Raw genomic sequence first — 17,887 nt, 5'->3', positions numbered from 1 at the left:
TATATGTGTGGTATTTTCGGTATCCTTGATATCAAAACCGATGTGTCTGAACTCAGAACCCAAGCCCTCGATTTATCAAAACTTTTGCGCCACCGTGGCCCTGACTGGTCGGGTATCTGGAATAATGACAATACCATTCTTTGTCACGAAAGATTGGCGATTGTCGACGTTGATACAGGGGCGCAGCCTCTTATCAGCCAAAACGATAAACAAATTCTTGCCGTTAACGGCGAGATTTACAACCACAAGCAACTTGCTGCTAATCTAGATGAGCCGTACCCATTTAAAACCCGTTCTGATTGCGAAGTTATTCTTCCGCTTTTTCAGCAAAAAGGCATCGACTTTATCGATGAACTAGAGGGTATGTTTGCGTTCATTCTATACGATGAAGAACAAGACGCTTACCTTATTGCCCGCGACCATATTGGTATTATTCCGCTTTATACCGGTTACGATGAACACGGTAACTTCTATGTTTCATCTGAAATGAAAGCGTTAGCAGGCGTATGTAAGACAATCAGTGAGTTCCCTCCTGGCCACTACCTGTGGAGCAAAGAAGGTAAAATCACCAAGTACTACAAACGCGACTGGATGGAATACGACAACGTAAAAGACAACACCAGCAACCTAGAAGAGCTACGTGTAGCATTCGAGAAAGCTGTGAAGTCACACATGATGTCTGACGTTCCCTACGCTGTACTTCTATCGGGCGGTTTAGACTCTTCACTGGTTTCAGCTGTCGCTGCGCAGTACGTTGCAAAGCGCGTTGAAGACGAAGACAAGACAGATGCATGGTGGCCTCGCCTGCACAGTTTTGCTGTAGGTCTTGAAGGAGCACCTGACCTTAAGGCAGCGAAGAAAGTGGCCGACATGATTGGCACCGTACACCATGAAATTCACTTTACCATTCAAGAAGGTTTAGATGCCATCCGCGATGTTATCTATCACTTGGAAACCTACGATACAACAACGATCCGCGCCGCTACTCCAATGTACTTAATGACACGCAAGATTAAAGCGATGGGCATTAAAATGGTGCTATCGGGTGAAGGTTCTGACGAAATTTTTGGTGGTTACCTATATTTCCATAAAGCGCCAAACGCCAAAGAATTCCACGAAGAAACGGTACGTAAACTTGATCGTCTACATATGTTTGACTGTGCGCGTGCTAACAAAGCCACATCAGCATGGGGTGTAGAAGCTCGTGTACCATTCTTAGATAAGAACTTCATTGACGTAGCTATGCGTTTAAACCCACAAGACAAAATGTGTCTAGATGGAAAAATGGAGAAGTGGATCCTTCGTAAAGCGTTTGATAACGGCGAAACCCTTCCAGCAGAAGTACTTTGGCGTCAAAAAGAGCAGTTTGGTGATGGTGTAGGTTATTCGTGGATTGATTCAATTCGCGATTTCGTTGAAAACGAAGTGACTGATCAGCAACTTGCAACAGCGGAATTCCGCTTCCCAGTTAACACACCAGACACCAAAGAAGGCTACTACTACCGCACTATTTTCGAGAGCTACTTTCCTCAGGAAAGTGCGGCGCGCTGTGTGCCAGGCGGTAAATCTATTGCGTGTAGTACAGCAGAAGCACTTGAGTGGGATGAGAGCTTTAAAAACAACGCAGATCCTTCTGGCCGTTCGATGAAAGGCGTCCACGCTGGCGAGTCTTAATAGACAATCGTACAAGCAGAGCTAACATTAAAAAAACGCGGCCTAAGCCGCGTTTTTTATTGTCTATTTATTCTTTTGAATCTTCTGTTTTTGGTTTATACCATAAAGCAGAATTAGTAAGAGGGGTCTCAATGGGTAATAACGGGTTTTCGAGAGTGAAAATTTTACGCTCATTAACCCCTAAAGACGCTAAGATTGGGGCGTACGTAGATTCAAATAACGCATCAAAAGAGCCATCTTCAATGGCTCTGTTAAGGCCTGTTTCAATGAGATTCGCTAACGTCTTGTTACTTGAACTTACAAAGTAATACATAGCGGTGGGGTAATACAGCGCCATTGAAGGCTCAAGGTAAAGGTTGTTACGACGACCTTCCACCTCCAGCTCTGCGTCCACTTCCATAACAGAACGAGGAAAAAAGTCCCCTTTACCTTGTTTAATCATGTCATACGCTTCGCGAAACTCAGGCACAGTAAACACGTTAAACCCGTTGGCTTGAAGAATTTTGGTGTCCGGCCATTCTTCACCCTGAATGGGTATAAGTTTACGCATGTCGGTCAGCGATAATACATCGTCGAACTTCGTCTTTTTATTTTCGTTAATAACGAAAACACGAAGACCTATAAGCCCTTTTGCGATTGGAATACGAATGGGGGTCAGTTCCTTCTCGCGCTGGCTGTCCGTCATACTCCATACTACGTTAACTTCTCTGTTTTCACGCAGCTGACGCATCGCTTTGCCCGTCAGCAATATACGATCAGAAGGGCGTAGCTCATAATTTACGCCGGTTTTATCGAGCGCAAGTTTAAGCAGTGCTATCGGATATTGAGCACGGGCATCTGAGTCGTCAATCGGACGCGGATAAGTAATTGTCCAAGTAGCGGCCTCAACCATTGATGCAGCAGTAAAAGAACATAAAGCGACGGCCGCTATCACGGCTTTTTTTAGCAGATTAAAGCTATGCATCTTCTTCATGTCCTTTGTTAATTTGATTACTTAAGCGCAAGACGTGTTTGCCACAAAGGCGGCGCATTTCAAACACTTATTCAATACCAATGTATTTATGTGTTTGTAAAGATAGCCGCCAGTTACGTTCAATACAAGTACGCACTGCAAGTTCTGTGGCTCTCTTTTGCTGGCTAATTGGTTGTAAACAAACCTGTTTTCCGTCTAATGACGATACATTAGCAAGCAGCGCATCAAGCTCGTCAATATGCTTTTGCATTGCGATGGGGTGCTTGATTTCATTCGCTCTTTCAAGGGCACTAACTAAGACGTCATATCCGCCTTTCATGTTTATTTTAGGAGAAACCGTCACATACGTACGCGTGTCACAAAGTACCTCAAAAGTACCGCTGGTCTCTATTTGTGTTGTGTATCCGTTGTCGTGAAGTAGGCTCGTCAGAGGACGTAGGTCGTACATACATGGCTCACCGCCGGTAATAACCACATGCTTTGCCACATAGCCTTGTTTCCCAAACTGAGCCAGCAAAGCCTCCTCACTGGAGATGAAATAGGTTTCAGACTCTTCGCCTTTTGTGATCACAGCTTGTGGCGACACACTCAAGTCAGGCTTAATTTCCCACGTATGTTTTGTATCACACCATGGACAGCCCACAGGACAGCCTTGTAAACGAACAAAGATAGAGGGAATACCAGTGTGAGCACCTTCACCCTGGATAGTTTCAAACATCTCATTGATGTTTAATGTGGACATTACAGACAATTTGACACCCTTTAACGATTGTATGTTGGGATTTTACCAAGGATCACATAAAATTCGGGCATAATTTCTTAAATCTTCGAAAAACTATGTCAGAAAACGTTGTTGTTATCTATTCAGGAGGCATGGACTCCTTCACAGTGCTGCATAAGGCGCTAAAAGCAGGCAAAAAAGTTCATGCACTGAGCTTTAACTACGGACAACGCCACAAGAAAGAACTCGATTATGCTGCCAACGTGTGTAACTCGCTTAACGTTCCTCACAAAATTGTAGATATTAGCGCCATAAATACACTCATAGGGGGTTCAGCGTTAACCTCAGATATCGAAGTGCCAGAAGGCCACTATGAAGAGCCAAGCATGAAACAAACCGTGGTGCCCAATCGCAACATGATTTTGTTATCGCTCGCCGTTGGCTACGCGGTCAGTTTAGACGCTAACGAAGTATACTATGGCGCTCACTCTGGCGATCATGCCATTTACCCAGACTGCCGCCCTGAGTTTGTTCATAAAATGAATGATGTGTGCGGCATTGCGAATTATACACCGGTTACGATTATGACGCCTTATATCGACGACAGCAAAACCGCTATCTTGACCGATGGTCTGTCAATGGGACTGGATTACGGCCAAACGTGGACCTGTTACAACGGCAGAGAAAAAGCATGCGGAAAATGCGGTGCGTGCGAAGAGCGCTTAGAGGCGTTCAAGGAAAATAACGCCGTCGATCCTCTAGAATACGAATAGCGTAATCTGAAATAAAAACACCTCTTATTGTTTATAAACGCTTTAATCCAAGCATTTATAAACAATAAGAGGTGTGATCGCAGGTGCTTGCTGCTACTACTTTTGACTCTCTGAAATGAAGTAGCTCAATTCTTTAATACAGTGACGTAATACTGGGTTTAATCGCGTATTTTTTCCATTCATTACAAACAGTTCGTGACTAAATTTAAATAAGCTCCCTTTTGCAATAGGTACGAGCCCAAGTGCAGCGCCCTGCTCTTTCGCCATATAGTCTGGCAGCAAACCAACATATTCGCCGGTCATAATCGCAGACATCGCAGCATCAAATGAGTCTGAAAAAGTTTGAATCGATAATCTGGTTTCATCTTCAATGTAGTTTGCCGACGACAATCCAGAAATACCAATGGCAGGATAATCACCAATTTTCACGCCTTCTGGTAAATCAGTATCGCGATACTTTGCCAGAGGATGTGTAGGCGCACAGTACAATCGCCCTTCAGTTTTAATGCCGACAGGATGAAAAGTTACTGATTCCGGTTTGACCATGTCATAGGTTGAAACAACGAGGTGGCACTCACCAGATAAAGCGACATGCTCAACTTCATTATATAAACGAGTTTGGATATTAACGTGAATATCGTCAAATTTCTTCATTGTACTTTTAACCGCTTTACTTACGGCTAAGTGCATAGAAAGTGGAAGGCCAGCCATTAAGACCAAAGTGATATGGCCTGAGTAGTCATCATGCAGCGATTTCAGATTGAAGACAAAATTGTCGAAGGCATTAAAGATGCGTTTGGTTTCTTGGAAAACCACCTCACCCTCTTTTGTCATTTGAAAGCCACCACGACCGCGATGACATAACACCAAATCTAAACGTTCTTCCAGTTTTTTGATGGCTGCACTGATGTTGGGTCGTTGCATACGCAACACGGGTTCTGCCGCAGTAAATCCGTTGCAGCTCGCTACAGCGTAAAACACACGCAGTAGCTTTATATCTGACTCCTGAAGACGATTAAGCATATTAGCACCTGTTTATAGGTATAGTTATCGATACTCAACTTAGAACTATATTCAACTAATTGTGCTATTACAACGACATTTTGCGGCTTTTCATCTCATTTTTTATTAAAAATTTGAGTTTTGTGCTACCCAAAAACTGACGTCAAGTCGTATTGTCCACAGGAAAAAAGGGGGATTTTCTTACATCAAAAGGAAAAGTGCTGTAGTGAGTTATCCGGTTTTATACGGAAAGAACCCACATACAGCCTCTGCTAGCGGGGCACATCGCCATTTTTAAGAGAGTGTAACAACTTGCTTTCGAAGTGCTTCAATATCGTCACGCAATGATGCTGCTTTTTCAAACTCAAGCTCGCGCGCATATTCAAACATCTGCTTTTCAAGCTCCGTGATTTGGTCCATTAATTCAGTAGCACTTGCTGTTTTCTGTTGCTTCTTCTTCTCTTCAACTTTGCGCAGTCTGACTTTTCCAGACGCAGGGTGCGCGCTGTCGCCTAAGTCCATAATATCGGTAATAGGCTTGTTAAGTCGCATCGGCGTTATACCATTTGCCTCATTATGCGCCATTTGCTTCTCACGACGGCGCTCGGTCTCGTCCATCGCTTTTTTCATCGACTTGGTAATACTGTCAGCGTACAAAATAGCTTTACCATTCACGTGACGCGCGGCTCTACCAATAGTCTGAATTAATGAACGCTCGGCTCGCAAAAAGCCTTCTTTATCGGCATCTAAAATCGCCACCAGCGACACTTCCGGCATGTCTAAACCTTCACGTAAAAGGTTAATACCTACCAACACGTCGAATTTACCCAGTCGCAAGTCTCGGATTATTTCAATTCGCTCTACGGTATCGATATCCGAATGCAGATAACGAACTTTAACGCCGTGCTCATTTAAATACTCGCTTAAATCTTCAGCCATACGCTTGGTTAAGGTAGTAATAAGCACACGCTCGTCAAGCTCTACCCGTTTTTGTATTTCAGACAGGACATCATCAACTTGAGTGGCTACAGGACGTACTTCAATAACAGGGTCTAGCAGGCCCGTTGGACGCACAACCTGCTCTACTATCTCACCGTCAGTTTTCTTTAATTCATAATCGCCTGGCGTCGCAGAAACATAGATGGTTTGGGGGCAAATCTGTTCAAATTCTTCAAACTTAAGCGGACGATTGTCCAACGCCGACGGCAGCCTGAAACCAAATTCCACCAAGGTCTCTTTTCTAGAGCGATCCCCGCGATACATTGCCCCTACTTGAGAGACAGTTACGTGAGACTCATCGATAAACATTAGGCCATCTGCTGGAAAATAGTCCAATAAGGTTGGAGGTGGTTCGCCCGGTGCTCTTCCTGAAAGATAGCGAGAGTAATTCTCGATCCCAGAACAATAGCCAAGCTCCATCATCATTTCGATATCGAACTGGGTGCGCTGTGAAATACGCTGCTCTTCAATCAGCTTATTCGCCTCTTGAAGTTGCTTTTTGCGATCGCCAAGTTCTTCCTTGATATGCTCAATAGCATTGAGGATTTTCTCTCGAGGGGTTACATAGTGCGTTTTAGGAAAAACCGTTGCTCGAATAACTGACTTGTCGACAGCCCCGGTTAGCGGGTCGAACAGACTAATTTTATCTATTTCATCGTCAAAAAGCTCGACCCTTACGGCTTGCTTTTCAGAGTCCGCAGGGAAAATATCTATAACATCGCCACGCACACGGAACGTACCCCTTTCAAACGCTAAATCGTTACGCTTGTACTGCAGTTCTGCAAGGCGACGTAAAATGTCACGTTGGTCCATGGTGTCGCCCTGGCGAAGGTGCAATAGCATCTTCATGTAGGATTCAGGGTCACCCAAACCATAAATAGCCGACACACTCGCTACAATGACTACGTCTCTGCGCTCCATCAACGCTTTAGTGGCGGACAGTCGCATTTGTTCAATATGATCATTGATTGACGCGTCTTTCTCAATAAAGGTATCTGTACTTGGAACGTAGGCTTCTGGCTGATAATAATCATAATATGAAACGAAGTACTCTACAGCGTTATTGGGGAAGAATTCTTTCATCTCACCGTAAAGCTGAGCCGCTAATGTTTTGTTGTGTGCAAGAATAAGCGTTGGTCTCTGCACTTCTTTGATGACATTAGCCATGGTAAAGGTTTTACCCGACCCCGTAACACCAAGCAGTGTTTGGCCGGCCAAGCCACTTTCTAGGCCATCCACCAAAGCTTCTATTGCTTTTGGCTGGTCGCCTGCTGGCTTGTATTTAGAATGAAGCTCAAACCCTCTACTCATTTACTTAACCTTTTCTTTAGCTTACTGCTTAACATCTTGCTTGCGGTCAAACTACTCAACATTAAAAACGCACAGCCTTAAATAGCCGCTCTGGTATTAGCTGTGCTCAGACGTTTCTTTATCTAATTCAAACTGAGTAATCGCACGTTTGAAAACAACAAATGAAACACACGCCATTGCAATATTGGCAATGACCGTTCCTGCAAATAACCCTTTCAGTTCAAATAGAAAACTACCCGCAACGCTGATAGGTACGAAGAAAACAAATAAGCGGATGACACTTAACGTTAATGCCGTCATTGGGCGATGCATGGCATTCAACGATGAGTTAGTCAGAATGATAATGCCTTGCATGCCATAACCCAGCGGTACAATCATAAGAAACAGCTGTATTAGTACGCTTACCTCTGCTTCATTAGCAAAGGCGACGGCTATCCAGCTAGATAGTCCCCACATGACAAGAAAAATGGCGAACTGCCAAAACAGAACAAATTTCAATGTAAGCGAATATGCCGTTTTTACCCGTTCTACTTGGCCTGCCCCAACGTTTTGACTGATAAATGGAGGCAGTGTCATGGAAAGTGCTAGCACAACAATACTTGCAATAGACTCCATTCTATTTCCCACTCCCCACGCTGCAACCGCTTCGGCGCCGTAACCAGCAACTACAGCTGTCATCACGCCACCGGCAACGGGAGTAAGCATATTTGCACCCGCCGCAGGTAGTCCTATTTTGAGAATTTCACGGCTGCTATCACGCAACTCGGCAAGTGTCAGCAGTCGAGGCAACATCAACTTTCGACGAACGGCTAAAATATAAAGAATCCATAATGCACCAACTATCCACGCTATAAAGGTAGCGAGTGCCGCACCTTTTATTCCCATTGCCGGAATGGGTCCAAGTCCGAAAATGAAAATAGGATCAAGCAACGCGTTTAATCCGCCGCCTGCCGCCATAACAATACTGGGTGTGCGGGTATCGCCACACGCTCGCAGCACACTATTACCAACCATCGGCATAGCAAGAAAGATGCTCGACAAGTACCATAGCCCCATATAGTCAGATATGTACGGCATTAGATTGTCTGTTGCATTAAGCAACTTAAACACAGGCTCTATGGTGAAAAAGCCAATTGCAGCTAATGCACCCACAAGCAAAACGGACAGCATTAATGAACCCGTCGCATAATGTTGAGACTTGGTTATTTCTTTACTGCCCTGTAACTTGCCTATAATTGCAGAGGTACCAATACCTAAACCTATGTTTAGGCTTATTACGGTAAAAGTAACGGGAAAGGTAAAACTAATAGCGGCTAAAGGGTCGGTGCCCAACAAGCTCACAAAAAAGGTATCGATAAGTCCAAAGCTCATCATCATTACCATTCCCAGTATCATGGGAATGGTCATACGCTTTAACGTAGTACCTATATCTCCTTCCAATAAGTCGGAAGTACGTTGTTTAGCGTTACTTTTTATCACTTGAGCTCCGGCAAACTAAAATCCCCTCATCAATTGCGCGTTAGTGTAAAAGAGTGAACACTATTTAGCTATGCGTATTCGACAAACAAAACAAAGCATAAGAGGGTTGTATGAAAAGCGATGTTTTTGACAAAAGTACGTGCGATGAACCATTTCGCTGGCTACGCCACAAAACTACGAGTTTTTTGTAAAAATAAATCAAAACACGTGCGTATGTGTTCATTACAGTTTAATTTCTATCCTGTTTCACTTTTAATATGCAGGCAAAACGTCTCGGGCGCATCTAGCTATCCAAATAGAGCGTTTAAAAGACACACAAAAATGTTAACAAAATGTAAGGCATTGAGAATTAAGATGGATTTCATTGAATAGCATTTAGGCATTCGTTGAATTAACACACAAGCTACTTTTTGTTCAACCGATCTATTCCGATCGAGAAACAAGATCAAAAAAAACACCCTAAACCCCTGTATTAAAAAGATTATCCACTCAATAACGCCATAACCTCATTAGATCAATACGTACGCGATCTCGTAAATAACTACAGCGATTCTAAGCTATCAACATAGTTATCCACAGATTTAGTGGATAACTAACGCCAGACCATATTCGGCGGGATTTCGTGCTCGATTAATTTCTCAGCACGTAAGTGGTGACTAACCTTTTAATCCTCAGGTACAGGTTACAGATTTATTAAAGCCTGTACATAATACCAGTATGGAAGCGCTTTTTTATTCTATTTAGTTATACCCTTTAACTTTAGTGAGATATATAAGAAAACGAGATGGGTAAAACTATCAATTACTAAAACAACCTCTTGTTCATAAGCAATGAGGGAATAATGTGCAGTTATTAACCATCATTTTCTCAGCATTGACGACAAAATGAACATAAAAGCCGTAAAAAGCTATTTTTTGCGCAGTCAGCACAAATATTTCATTTATGTTGTTGACAGTTCCTAAGTACGTCTTTAATATTCGCCTCCGTTGAAGCACAGGTCCCCCTTAGCTCAGTTGGTTAGAGCGACGGACTGTTAATCCGCAGGTCCCCCGTTCGAGTCGGGGAGGGGGAGCCAACTTCAGCAAACAACTTAGGTGTCGATTCCCCCTTAGCTCAGTTGGTTAGAGCGACGGACTGTTAATCCGCAGGTCCCCCGTTCGAGTCGGGGAGGGGGAGCCACTTAGTTGGCTCTTAATCGCCTCACCCACTTCATTCTATTTTAATTCCTAAAACAACGCGTTTAGACATTAAATAACCCTAATTCAATCAAGTTGTTAAACCCGTTCTAAAAAGGGATAATAGACCTAATCTGTTTTTCTTTTTAATCCGCGGGCATTGTCCGTCAAAATTCCTCGAAGGAATTGCGTTATTCATGACTGAATTTTTACTGCTATTGATTGGTACAGTACTGGTTAACAATTTTGTGTTGGTTAAGTTTCTCGGCTTATGCCCGTTTATGGGTGTGTCTGGCAAACTTGAAACTGCCATGGGCATGTCTATGGCCACCACATTTGTTCTCACCCTTGCCTCTGCATCGAGCTACCTAGTGGAAACCTATCTACTTGCTCCACTGGGCATCGGTTACCTTAGAACGCTTGCCTTTATTCTTGTTATCGCGGTGGTGGTGCAGTTCACAGAAATGGTCGTGCACAAAACCAGCCCTACCTTATATAGATTGTTAGGTATATTCCTTCCTCTTATCACAACCAACTGTGCAGTGCTTGGTGTAGCGCTATTAAACCTTACCGAACAGCATAATTTCATGCAGAGTCTTATTTATGGTTTCGGCGCTGCTGTGGGGTTCTCTCTTGTACTGGTGTTATTTGCGGCCATGCGTGAGCGTTTAGCTGCTGCTGATGTACCTGTATCTTTTAAAGGTGCCTCAATCGCTATGATAACCGCTGGTCTCATGTCCCTAGCATTTATGGGCTTTAGTGGACTGGTGAAAGTGTAATGACGATATCTACCGCAATTATATTCGCCATTGTTGCCATTGGCGTCCTTGCGCTTATTTTTGGCTTGGTTCTGGGCTACGCGAGCATTCGCTTTAAAGTTGAGGGCGACCCGCTTGTTGAGCAAATAGATGCCGTACTACCACAAACTCAGTGTGGCCAATGTGGATATCCGGGCTGCAAGCCTTATGCTGAGGCAATAGCTGAAGGTGATGATATTAATAAGTGCCCACCTGGCGGCGAGGCAACGATTAAAAAGCTCGCAGACTTGATGGGAGTTGAACCTAAACCCCTTGATGCAGCTCATGGCGAAGAAGACGTTAAAAAAGTCGCGTTTATACGCGAAGACGAATGTATCGGCTGTACCAAATGTATTCAGGCCTGCCCTGTCGATGCCATTTTAGGTGCCGCCAAACACATGCACACGGTTATTACTGATGAATGTACAGGGTGCGACCTATGTGTAGATCCCTGCCCTGTCGACTGTATCGACATGGTGCCAATTGCTCAAACAACTTCTACATGGAAGTGGGATTTTGAATCATCGCCTAAAGGTGATATCCCCATCAAAATGGTGTCGTAATTGTGATGTATCCAAGTTTTGATTCAATTATAGAAACCCTTGAAGCGGGAAAGATGTACTCATTTCCAGGTGGCGTACATCCCGACGATAAGAAATCTCTATCTAATACATCAGTAATAAAGAAACCGTCGTTACCCGAATTATTGATTGTTCCTTTAAGGCAGCACATTGGCTCAGACGGTATCTGTTGCGTAGAAGTTGGCGATAGCGTATTGAAAGGCCAAATTCTTTCGCAAAGCTCATCGCCTTTTTCTGTGCCAGTTCATGCGCCAACCTCGGGAGAGGTTGTTGCGATTGCTCCGCATGTTGTAGCGCATCCTAGCGGCCTAACAGAAATGTGTATTTCGATACGTCCTGACGGTAAAGACACATGGTGCGACCTATCTCCAATAGCAAATTATAGCGACATAGATAAGAACAAGCTTATAGAAGCTATTTGCCAAGCGGGAATTTCAGGAATGGGTGGTGCCGGCTTCCCTACCCATATAAAAACCTCAACGTCTAAACCTGTTGAGTTTCTTATTTTAAATGGGATTGAGTGCGAGCCTTACATTACTTCTGACGACCGATTGATGCGTGAGCACGCCTGGCAAATACGCCAGGGTCTAGACATTCTTACTCACCTTATTGGGCCGAAGGCCATTGTAGTTGCGGTTGAAGACAACAAGCCCGAGGCTTTCGAAGCACTTAATATTGCCTGTCAGGATAAGAAAGACTATCGCGTTGTTAGCGTTGAGACTAAATACCCTGCCGGCGGCGAAAAACAGCTGATTCAGGTACTGACTGGCCGAGAAGTTCCAAGAAATGGATTGCCTGCCGACGTAGGCGTGATGATGTTCAACGTTGGTACCTGCTATGCCATTGCAGATGCTATTTTACACGGCAAACCGCTGATTGAACGGGTTGTTACCGTAACTGGTGAAGCCGTTGAATCACCAAGCAATTTTAGAGCGTTGTTGGGTACGCCCGTCTCTCATCTATTGGATGAAGCAAGCTACAACCCGAAAAAACAGAAAGTACCTAAAGTGATTATGGGCGGGCCTATGATGGGCTTTACCTTATCAGACGCTACGATCCCCGTGGTTAAAACCACAAACTGTTTGCTGGTTCCTGCAAAAAAAGAGCTGGTAGACGACAATGCAGAGCGCCCCTGTATTCGCTGTAGCGCATGCGCCGACGCATGCCCTGCGTCGTTGCTCCCCCAACAAATGTTTTGGCACGCCAAAGCAAAAGAATACGATAAAGCCGAAGAATACGACCTTTTCGACTGTATAGAGTGCGGCGCATGTGCTTACGTTTGCCCCAGTGAAATCCCACTGGTGCATTACTACCGCCAGGCTAAATCCGAAATACGCATTCAGCGTGATGAAAAGAACAAGGCCGAGAAAGCTAAACAGCGTTTTGAAGCACGTAAAGAACGTTTAGAGCGCGAAAAACTTGAGCGCGAAGAAAAACATAGAAAAGCAAAAGAAGCACGATTAGCCGCCAACAAAGCCAAAGAAGAAAATGCAGTAGCCGAGGATGCGAATAGCGCTGTTGATGCTGGCGCAACTGAGGCCAAGGACAAAGTAGCGGCGGCGCTTGCGCGTGCGAAAGCAAAGAAAGCGGCTATGCAGGCCAACGCAAAGGATGAAAGTAATACAACAAATACCAACGAACCAAGCACTGCGGCAGACGATAAAAAAGCACAGGTAGCAGCAGCTATTGCCAGAGCTAAGGCGAAAAAAGCCGCACAAGCCCAGAATGAAGCTCAACTTGAAAGCGCGGATAAGCAAGTTGAGCAAGCGTCATCGCCAGAAGATGATAAAAAGGCAAAGGTTGCTGCAGCAATCGCCAGAGCAAAAGCGAAAAAAGCCGCGCAAGCTCAAAACGAAACGCAAGATGAAAGCGCTGTCGAACCATCAACCACAGAACAGCCAAGTACCCAGTCATCATCACCAGAAGATGAGAAAAAAGCTAAAGTTGCTGCCGCTATCGCTAGAGCAAAAGCAAAAAAGGCCGCGCAAGCTAGCCAGTCTGAGGCGTCTTCAGCAGAAAAAACTGCGGGCTCTCAAGGCGAAAAGCATACCGAACTTTCCGATACTGAAGCTAATTCAGAGCTAAACGCTGAAGCGCAGAAAAAAGCGCGTATTGCCGCGGCAATCGCTAAAGCTAAAGCGCAAAAAGCTGCTAAAAATAGCGAAGACGGGCAGCCTGATAAGTCAGTTTCAGAGCAAGGTGCGCCAACTCAATTAGATGAGCAACCAGACAGTCACTCCAAAGAACCGCTAGATGAAAAGCAGGCTAGGATCGCAGCGGCAGTAGCGAAAGCGAAAGCTAAAAAGGCCGCTTCGCAAAAAGCGCAAGCATCTGGCCCTGATGGCGAGGCTGGTATTGAGAATCAAGACGGTAACTCGCCAGAAGAAGCCAGTTTTCAAAGCGTCAGCGATCAAAACAATAGTGCTCAGAGTGATAGCGCATCAGATCCTGCTAACAACTTGAGCGAAGCGGATGAAAAAAAAGCGCGGATTGCTGCTGCGGTGGCGAAAGCGAAAGCCAAAAAAGCGGCTAAGCAGGAAGAACATCAAGGAAGCGAGCAAACTGATGCTAACCACGCTGCCTCGACAAATGAAGCTGACGAGAAAAAGGCGCGCATTGCAGCTGCAGTAGCAAAGGCTAAAGCAAAGAAACTTGCTCAAGACAGTAATGGCAATTTAGCGACCTCATCAAATACTGCTGAACAGGAAAGTAGTAAAGCGCATGAGCAGAGCGAATCGTCTAGCCGTGTAGGTCAAGCAACAAGCACGCAAGCTCCTTCTCAACCGACAGCACAAGATGAAAAGAAAGCGCGCATTGCAGCTGCAGTAGCAAAGGCTAAAGCAAAAAAAGCAGCAGCTGAACAAGAGAAAGAATCATAATGAAGTTAAGTTTATCGAGTTCACCACACCAACGGGTTAAACGCGATACTGGCCAAGTCATGCGTATGGTTATTTATGCCATGCTCCCTGGCATGATTGCACAATCCTTCTTTTTTGGCTGGGGAATGCTCATTCAAGCCATTATTGCAGTAGTGAGTGCACTGGTCATTGAAGGCGTGATTTTATTTTTAAGAAATCGCCCCATCGAGCGCACATTAACAGATTACAGCGCAGTATTAACCGGCTTACTCATCGCAATTAGTATTCCTCCTACCCTACCTTGGTGGATGACGGTAACGGGTGTTTTCTTCGCTATTGCGGTGGCTAAACAGGTTTACGGCGGGCTTGGCTTTAATATTTTCAACCCTGCCATGATAGCGTATGTGGTGCTGCTTATTTCATTCCCTGCGGCTATGAGCCTATGGCTGCCTCCTGCGACTCACGCTGGCATTACGCCAAGTTTCTTTGATTCGGTATCACTTATATTTACTGGTTTTACTACTAGCGGATACGATGTCACTCAACTCAAAACCATTGCCGATGGTGTAACCATGGCTACACCGTTAGACACATTGAAAACCGACCTAACGCAAGGCGTAACATACTCAGAGTCATTGGCGAAGCCAATCTTCGATGGCGGGGTATTCGAAGCTGCTGGAGCAGGGTGGGGAATGGTGAGTCTTGCGTATTTACTTGGTGGCCTCTACCTTTGGAAGACCCGCGTTATCAGCTGGCATATCCCGGGAGGTATGCTGCTAAGCGTTTTTGTTTGTGCATCACTGCTTCATTTAGCAAACGCCGATTACTACGCTTCACCGCTATTTCACCTGTTTAACGGTGCAGTAATGGTAGGCGCCTTCTTTATCGCCACCGACCCGGTTTCAGCATCAACAACACCAAGAGGCCGCATTATATTTGGTGCAGCGATTGGCTTTTGGGTGGTAATAATCCGTACCTTTGGTGGTTACCCTGATGCCGTAGCGTTTGCGGTTATTATTATGAATATGGCGGTGCCTTTGATTGATTACTATACCCGTCCTCGCGTGTACGGCAAAAACGTTAAAGGTCGAGGTAAACACTAATGATGAAAGAAAGCCTGGCCAAAAACGGCCTTATGTTAGGTGCGTTTGCCGTTGTTACCACAGCATTAATAGCACTCACATTTTTTGGCACCCAAGATAAAATTGAGCAACAAATGCAGCAAAAACTGCTAAGCGTACTTAATGAAGTCGTGCCTAGCGAATTCCACGACAATGCCCTTTACGCCAACTGCACAGAGGTCAATGCACCTGAACTTGGCAACAAAAAAGCCCACAAAATATATCGTGCGACGTTAAATGGCCAACCTAGCGCATTAGTATTAGAAGCCACTGCTCCAGACGGATACAGTGGAGATATCGATATCGTTGTTGGTGTAAAAGTGGATGCACACGTTGGTGGAAACACACAAGGCGGCTCGAGTACTGACTCGCTCGACTGTGAGAGCGAAAATCTCAATATCACCGCGTTAGCGCTCTCGGAGTTGGCCGAGCTTGACTCAACACCTCAGAAGTCATCTGAGCAAGACGAGAATGCGTCCGATATTTCTGCGCCCAACACTAATAGAATCAGTATGAGGGTGCTTGGCGTGCGCGTTATCGAACACAAAGAAACCCCTGGGCTTGGCGATAAAATAGAGCTTGCCGTTAGCAATTGGATAACGGAGTTCAGTGACAAGCCTTTTTCACCCGACAATTTGGCGCCTTGGCAGGTCAAAAAGGACGGTGGTGAGTTCGATCAGTTCACTGGCGCTACCATCACGCCGAGAGCAGTAGTAAGAGCAGTACGCGAAGCCTTGCTTTACGCACAGGCCAACCAATCTGCACTTTTCAACGCTCCAAACACCTGCGCAATTACAGATTCCGTTGAAACAATTGATGCGATTAACGTGAATGAGGCTCAACCTCATAGTGTAGAGGAGCTATAACGTGACTGATTTTCGCGACCTGTCTTTACAAGGGCTTTGGAAGAACAATCCTGCGCTGGTACAACTGTTAGGTTTGTGCCCGCTATTGGCCGTTACCGCGACGTTTATCAATGGTCTCGGGTTAGGCCTTGCTACCATGTTGGTACTCATTGGCAGTAACGTTACCGTTTCACTCGTTCGTAATGTGGTAAGAAACGAAATCCGCATTCCCGTTTTTGTTATGATCATTGCTGCGTTCGTAACCATTGTTCAGCTATTAATGAATGCATACACCTATGACCTTTACTTAGCGCTAGGTATTTTCATTCCGCTGATTGTAACTAACTGCGCCATCATAGGCCGCGCAGAAGCCTTTGCGTCGAAAAACGGGCCGCTCGCCTCTGCCTACGACGGATTCATGATGGGACTGGGTTTTACCGCAGTGCTGGTCATTTTAGGTGGTATGCGTGAGATATTGGGTGCAGGTACATTGCTAGCTGGTGCAGACAGACTGTTTGGCTCAATTGCTGAGAACTGGACCATAACGCTTTTCAACACTGAAAATCCGTTTTTGCTTGCGATACTGCCGCCTGGTGCCTTTTTAGGTATGGGTCTTCTCATTGCTATCAAAAACAGTATTGATGCAAAGTTAGCCGCTAAGCAAACATCGCCTGCAGTGAAGGCTGAACGGGTACGCGTTACAGCTGAAAGCTAAACGCTAAAAATCAAAAACAAAAAAGTATTTAGAAATGAATGATGTAGTTAAGCCGGCCAAGCCGCTTTCTAAGCAGGAAAAAGTAAAAGAAATCATGCGAATACTGGATGACCTTTATCCGGAAATTCCTATCTTTTTAGATCATAAAGACCCATATACGTTACTCATTGCGGTTCTCCTATCGGCGCAATGTACAGACGAGCGCGTTAACCAAATTACGCCAAAGCTCTTTGCTCGGGCAGATAACCCTTACGACATGGTATTGATGAGTATTGAAGAAATTCAAGACATTATCCGTCCTTGTGGTTTATCTCCCATGAAGTCCAAAGGCATTTGGCATTTGTCTGACATGATCATCAAGCAGCACAACGGTGAAGTGCCTGCAAACTTTGAAGCGCTGGAAGCCATGCCCGCAGTGGGTCACAAGACTGCCGCTGTGGTTATGTCTCAAGGCTTTGGCATTCCTGCTTTTCCCGTAGATACTCATATCCACCGATTAATGTATCGCTGGGGTTTGTCGAACGGAAAGAGTGTTGAGCAGACAGAGCGTGACGCAAAACGCTTATTCCCAAAAGAAAGGTGGAACGATTTGCATCTGCAAATCATTCTATATGGCAGAGAATACTGCCCTGCCCGCGGTTTCGACTTAAACAAGTGTGTTATCACACGTGAGTTCGGCAGAAAGAGTTTTATTAACGAAGTACTGAAAGAACAAGAGAAAAAGCAAAAGTTGGCGCTTAAGAAGAAGCGTAAATAGAAACTTTCAGAAAGGAGCCTTAGGCTCCGCAGACTGTTGAAAAAGCCCTAGACGAAAGTCTGGGGCTTTGATCTAATAGGCATAGTGAAATTCGGAGTGTTCACCA

14 protein-coding genes and 2 tRNA genes are annotated in these 17,887 nt (G+C 45.0%); 11 read left to right on the top strand and 5 right to left on the bottom strand.

From position 1 onward, the window contains the following. Positions 1–3 precede the first annotated feature (3 nt). Entirely contained in the window at positions 4–1,674 is a 1,671-nt protein-coding gene (asnB, locus tag NO989_RS09535) for an asparagine synthase B (protein WP_014948790.1), read from the top strand. 67 nt (positions 1,675–1,741) lie between these two features. Here the strand turns inward: asnB and NO989_RS09530 are convergent, their stop codons facing one another. Both NO989_RS09530 and queE read right to left on the bottom strand, forming a co-directional pair. Then, positions 1,742–2,638: an amino acid ABC transporter substrate-binding protein gene (locus NO989_RS09530; RefSeq protein ID WP_014948789.1), complete on the bottom strand. Its 897-nt coding sequence runs from the start codon at positions 2,636–2,638 to the stop codon at positions 1,742–1,744. A 76-nt stretch (positions 2,639–2,714) separates the two neighbouring features. Next, the gene (queE, locus tag NO989_RS09525) at positions 2,715–3,389 is read right to left on the bottom strand and encodes a 7-carboxy-7-deazaguanine synthase QueE (RefSeq protein WP_239299778.1); all 675 of its coding nucleotides are present in this window, start codon (positions 3,387–3,389) and stop codon (positions 2,715–2,717) included. 95 nt (positions 3,390–3,484) lie between these two features. Between queE and queC the strand changes: the two genes are divergently transcribed. Beyond that, positions 3,485–4,141, top strand: a complete 657-nt coding sequence (queC, locus tag NO989_RS09520; RefSeq protein WP_014975995.1) for a 7-cyano-7-deazaguanine synthase QueC — start codon at positions 3,485–3,487, stop codon at positions 4,139–4,141. 96 nt (positions 4,142–4,237) lie between these two features. On the opposite strand, the gene NO989_RS09515 is transcribed toward queC, so the two are convergent. The 3 genes from NO989_RS09515 to NO989_RS09505 form a co-directional block, all read right to left on the bottom strand. Next, the gene (locus NO989_RS09515) at positions 4,238–5,164 is read right to left on the bottom strand and encodes a LysR family transcriptional regulator (protein WP_014948786.1); all 927 of its coding nucleotides are present in this window, start codon (positions 5,162–5,164) and stop codon (positions 4,238–4,240) included. Between the two features lie 273 nt (positions 5,165–5,437). Continuing rightward, the gene (gene uvrB, locus NO989_RS09510; RefSeq protein ID WP_014948785.1) at positions 5,438–7,453 is read right to left on the bottom strand and encodes an excinuclease ABC subunit UvrB; all 2,016 of its coding nucleotides are present in this window, start codon (positions 7,451–7,453) and stop codon (positions 5,438–5,440) included. Between the two features lie 96 nt (positions 7,454–7,549). Further along, on the bottom strand, positions 7,550–8,932 hold the full coding sequence (locus tag NO989_RS09505) for an MATE family efflux transporter (RefSeq protein ID WP_197044396.1): 1,383 nt from the start codon (positions 8,930–8,932) through the stop codon (positions 7,550–7,552). A 998-nt stretch (positions 8,933–9,930) separates the two neighbouring features. Between NO989_RS09505 and NO989_RS09500 the strand changes: the two genes are divergently transcribed. The 9 genes from NO989_RS09500 (at position 9,931) to nth (ending at position 17,781) form a co-directional block, all read left to right on the top strand. Next, positions 9,931–10,007 (top strand) — tRNA-Asn (locus tag NO989_RS09500). 27 nt (positions 10,008–10,034) lie between these two features. Continuing rightward, a tRNA-Asn gene (locus NO989_RS09495) sits at positions 10,035–10,111 on the top strand. A 193-nt stretch (positions 10,112–10,304) separates the two neighbouring features. Further along, positions 10,305–10,886 carry an electron transport complex subunit RsxA gene (gene rsxA / locus NO989_RS09490; protein ID WP_014975993.1) on the top strand — a complete coding sequence of 194 codons (582 nt, stop codon included), beginning with the start codon at positions 10,305–10,307 and terminating at the stop codon, positions 10,884–10,886. Beyond that, positions 10,886–11,467 carry an electron transport complex subunit RsxB gene (gene rsxB / locus NO989_RS09485; RefSeq protein ID WP_039226568.1) on the top strand — a complete coding sequence of 194 codons (582 nt, stop codon included), beginning with the start codon at positions 10,886–10,888 and terminating at the stop codon, positions 11,465–11,467. The genes rsxA and rsxB overlap by 1 nt, the downstream gene beginning before the upstream one ends. Positions 11,468–11,472: 5 nt before the next feature. Further along, a complete protein-coding gene (rsxC, locus tag NO989_RS09480; protein ID WP_371342446.1) occupies positions 11,473–14,364 on the top strand; it encodes an electron transport complex subunit RsxC in 2,892 nt (963 codons plus the stop codon). Next, complete coding sequence (gene rsxD / locus NO989_RS09475) at positions 14,364–15,446, top strand: electron transport complex subunit RsxD (RefSeq protein WP_061485157.1); 1,083 nt, start codon at positions 14,364–14,366, stop codon at positions 15,444–15,446. Before rsxC ends, rsxD begins: the two co-directional genes overlap by 1 nt. Then, positions 15,446–16,330, top strand: coding sequence for an RnfABCDGE type electron transport complex subunit G (locus tag NO989_RS09470; RefSeq protein ID WP_239299781.1), 885 nt, complete (start codon positions 15,446–15,448; stop codon positions 16,328–16,330). The genes rsxD and NO989_RS09470 overlap by 1 nt, the downstream gene beginning before the upstream one ends. 1 nt (position 16,331) lies before the next feature. Further along, positions 16,332–17,024, top strand: coding sequence for an electron transport complex subunit E (locus NO989_RS09465; RefSeq protein WP_039233136.1), 693 nt, complete (start codon positions 16,332–16,334; stop codon positions 17,022–17,024). A gap of 34 nt (positions 17,025–17,058) precedes the next feature. Beyond that, the gene (nth, locus tag NO989_RS09460) at positions 17,059–17,781 is read left to right on the top strand and encodes an endonuclease III (protein ID WP_014975990.1); all 723 of its coding nucleotides are present in this window, start codon (positions 17,059–17,061) and stop codon (positions 17,779–17,781) included. The last annotated feature ends 106 nt before the right edge of the window (positions 17,782–17,887 follow it).

It is taken from the genome of Alteromonas sp. DY56-G5 (assembly GCF_041414725.1).
In the GTDB taxonomy this organism is placed as follows: Bacteria; Pseudomonadota; Gammaproteobacteria; order Enterobacterales; family Alteromonadaceae; genus Alteromonas; species Alteromonas macleodii.
The sequence above is the reverse complement of the archived record's forward strand: the minus strand, read 5'-3'. Positions and strand labels throughout refer to the sequence as shown.

What these genes read in the sequence shown, in the direction of transcription:
- asnB (WP_014948790.1), top strand. Translation starts at nt 4, where the DNA reads ATGTGTGGTATTTTCGGTATCCTTGATATCAAAACCGATGTGTCTGAA.
- NO989_RS09530 (WP_014948789.1), bottom strand. Translation starts at nt 2,638, where the DNA reads ATGCATAGCTTTAATCTGCTAAAAAAAGCCGTGATAGCGGCCGTCGCT.
- queE (WP_239299778.1), bottom strand. Translation starts at nt 3,389, where the DNA reads ATGTCCACATTAAACATCAATGAGATGTTTGAAACTATCCAGGGTGAA.
- queC (WP_014975995.1), top strand. Translation starts at nt 3,485, where the DNA reads ATGTCAGAAAACGTTGTTGTTATCTATTCAGGAGGCATGGACTCCTTC.
- NO989_RS09515 (WP_014948786.1), bottom strand. Translation starts at nt 5,164, where the DNA reads ATGCTTAATCGTCTTCAGGAGTCAGATATAAAGCTACTGCGTGTGTTT.
- uvrB (WP_014948785.1), bottom strand. Translation starts at nt 7,453, where the DNA reads ATGAGTAGAGGGTTTGAGCTTCATTCTAAATACAAGCCAGCAGGCGAC.
- rsxA (WP_014975993.1), top strand. Translation starts at nt 10,305, where the DNA reads ATGACTGAATTTTTACTGCTATTGATTGGTACAGTACTGGTTAACAAT.
- rsxB (WP_039226568.1), top strand. Translation starts at nt 10,886, where the DNA reads ATGACGATATCTACCGCAATTATATTCGCCATTGTTGCCATTGGCGTC.
- rsxC (WP_371342446.1), top strand. Translation starts at nt 11,473, where the DNA reads ATGTATCCAAGTTTTGATTCAATTATAGAAACCCTTGAAGCGGGAAAG.
- rsxD (WP_061485157.1), top strand. Translation starts at nt 14,364, where the DNA reads ATGAAGTTAAGTTTATCGAGTTCACCACACCAACGGGTTAAACGCGAT.
- NO989_RS09470 (WP_239299781.1), top strand. Translation starts at nt 15,446, where the DNA reads ATGATGAAAGAAAGCCTGGCCAAAAACGGCCTTATGTTAGGTGCGTTT.
- nth (WP_014975990.1), top strand. Translation starts at nt 17,059, where the DNA reads ATGAATGATGTAGTTAAGCCGGCCAAGCCGCTTTCTAAGCAGGAAAAA.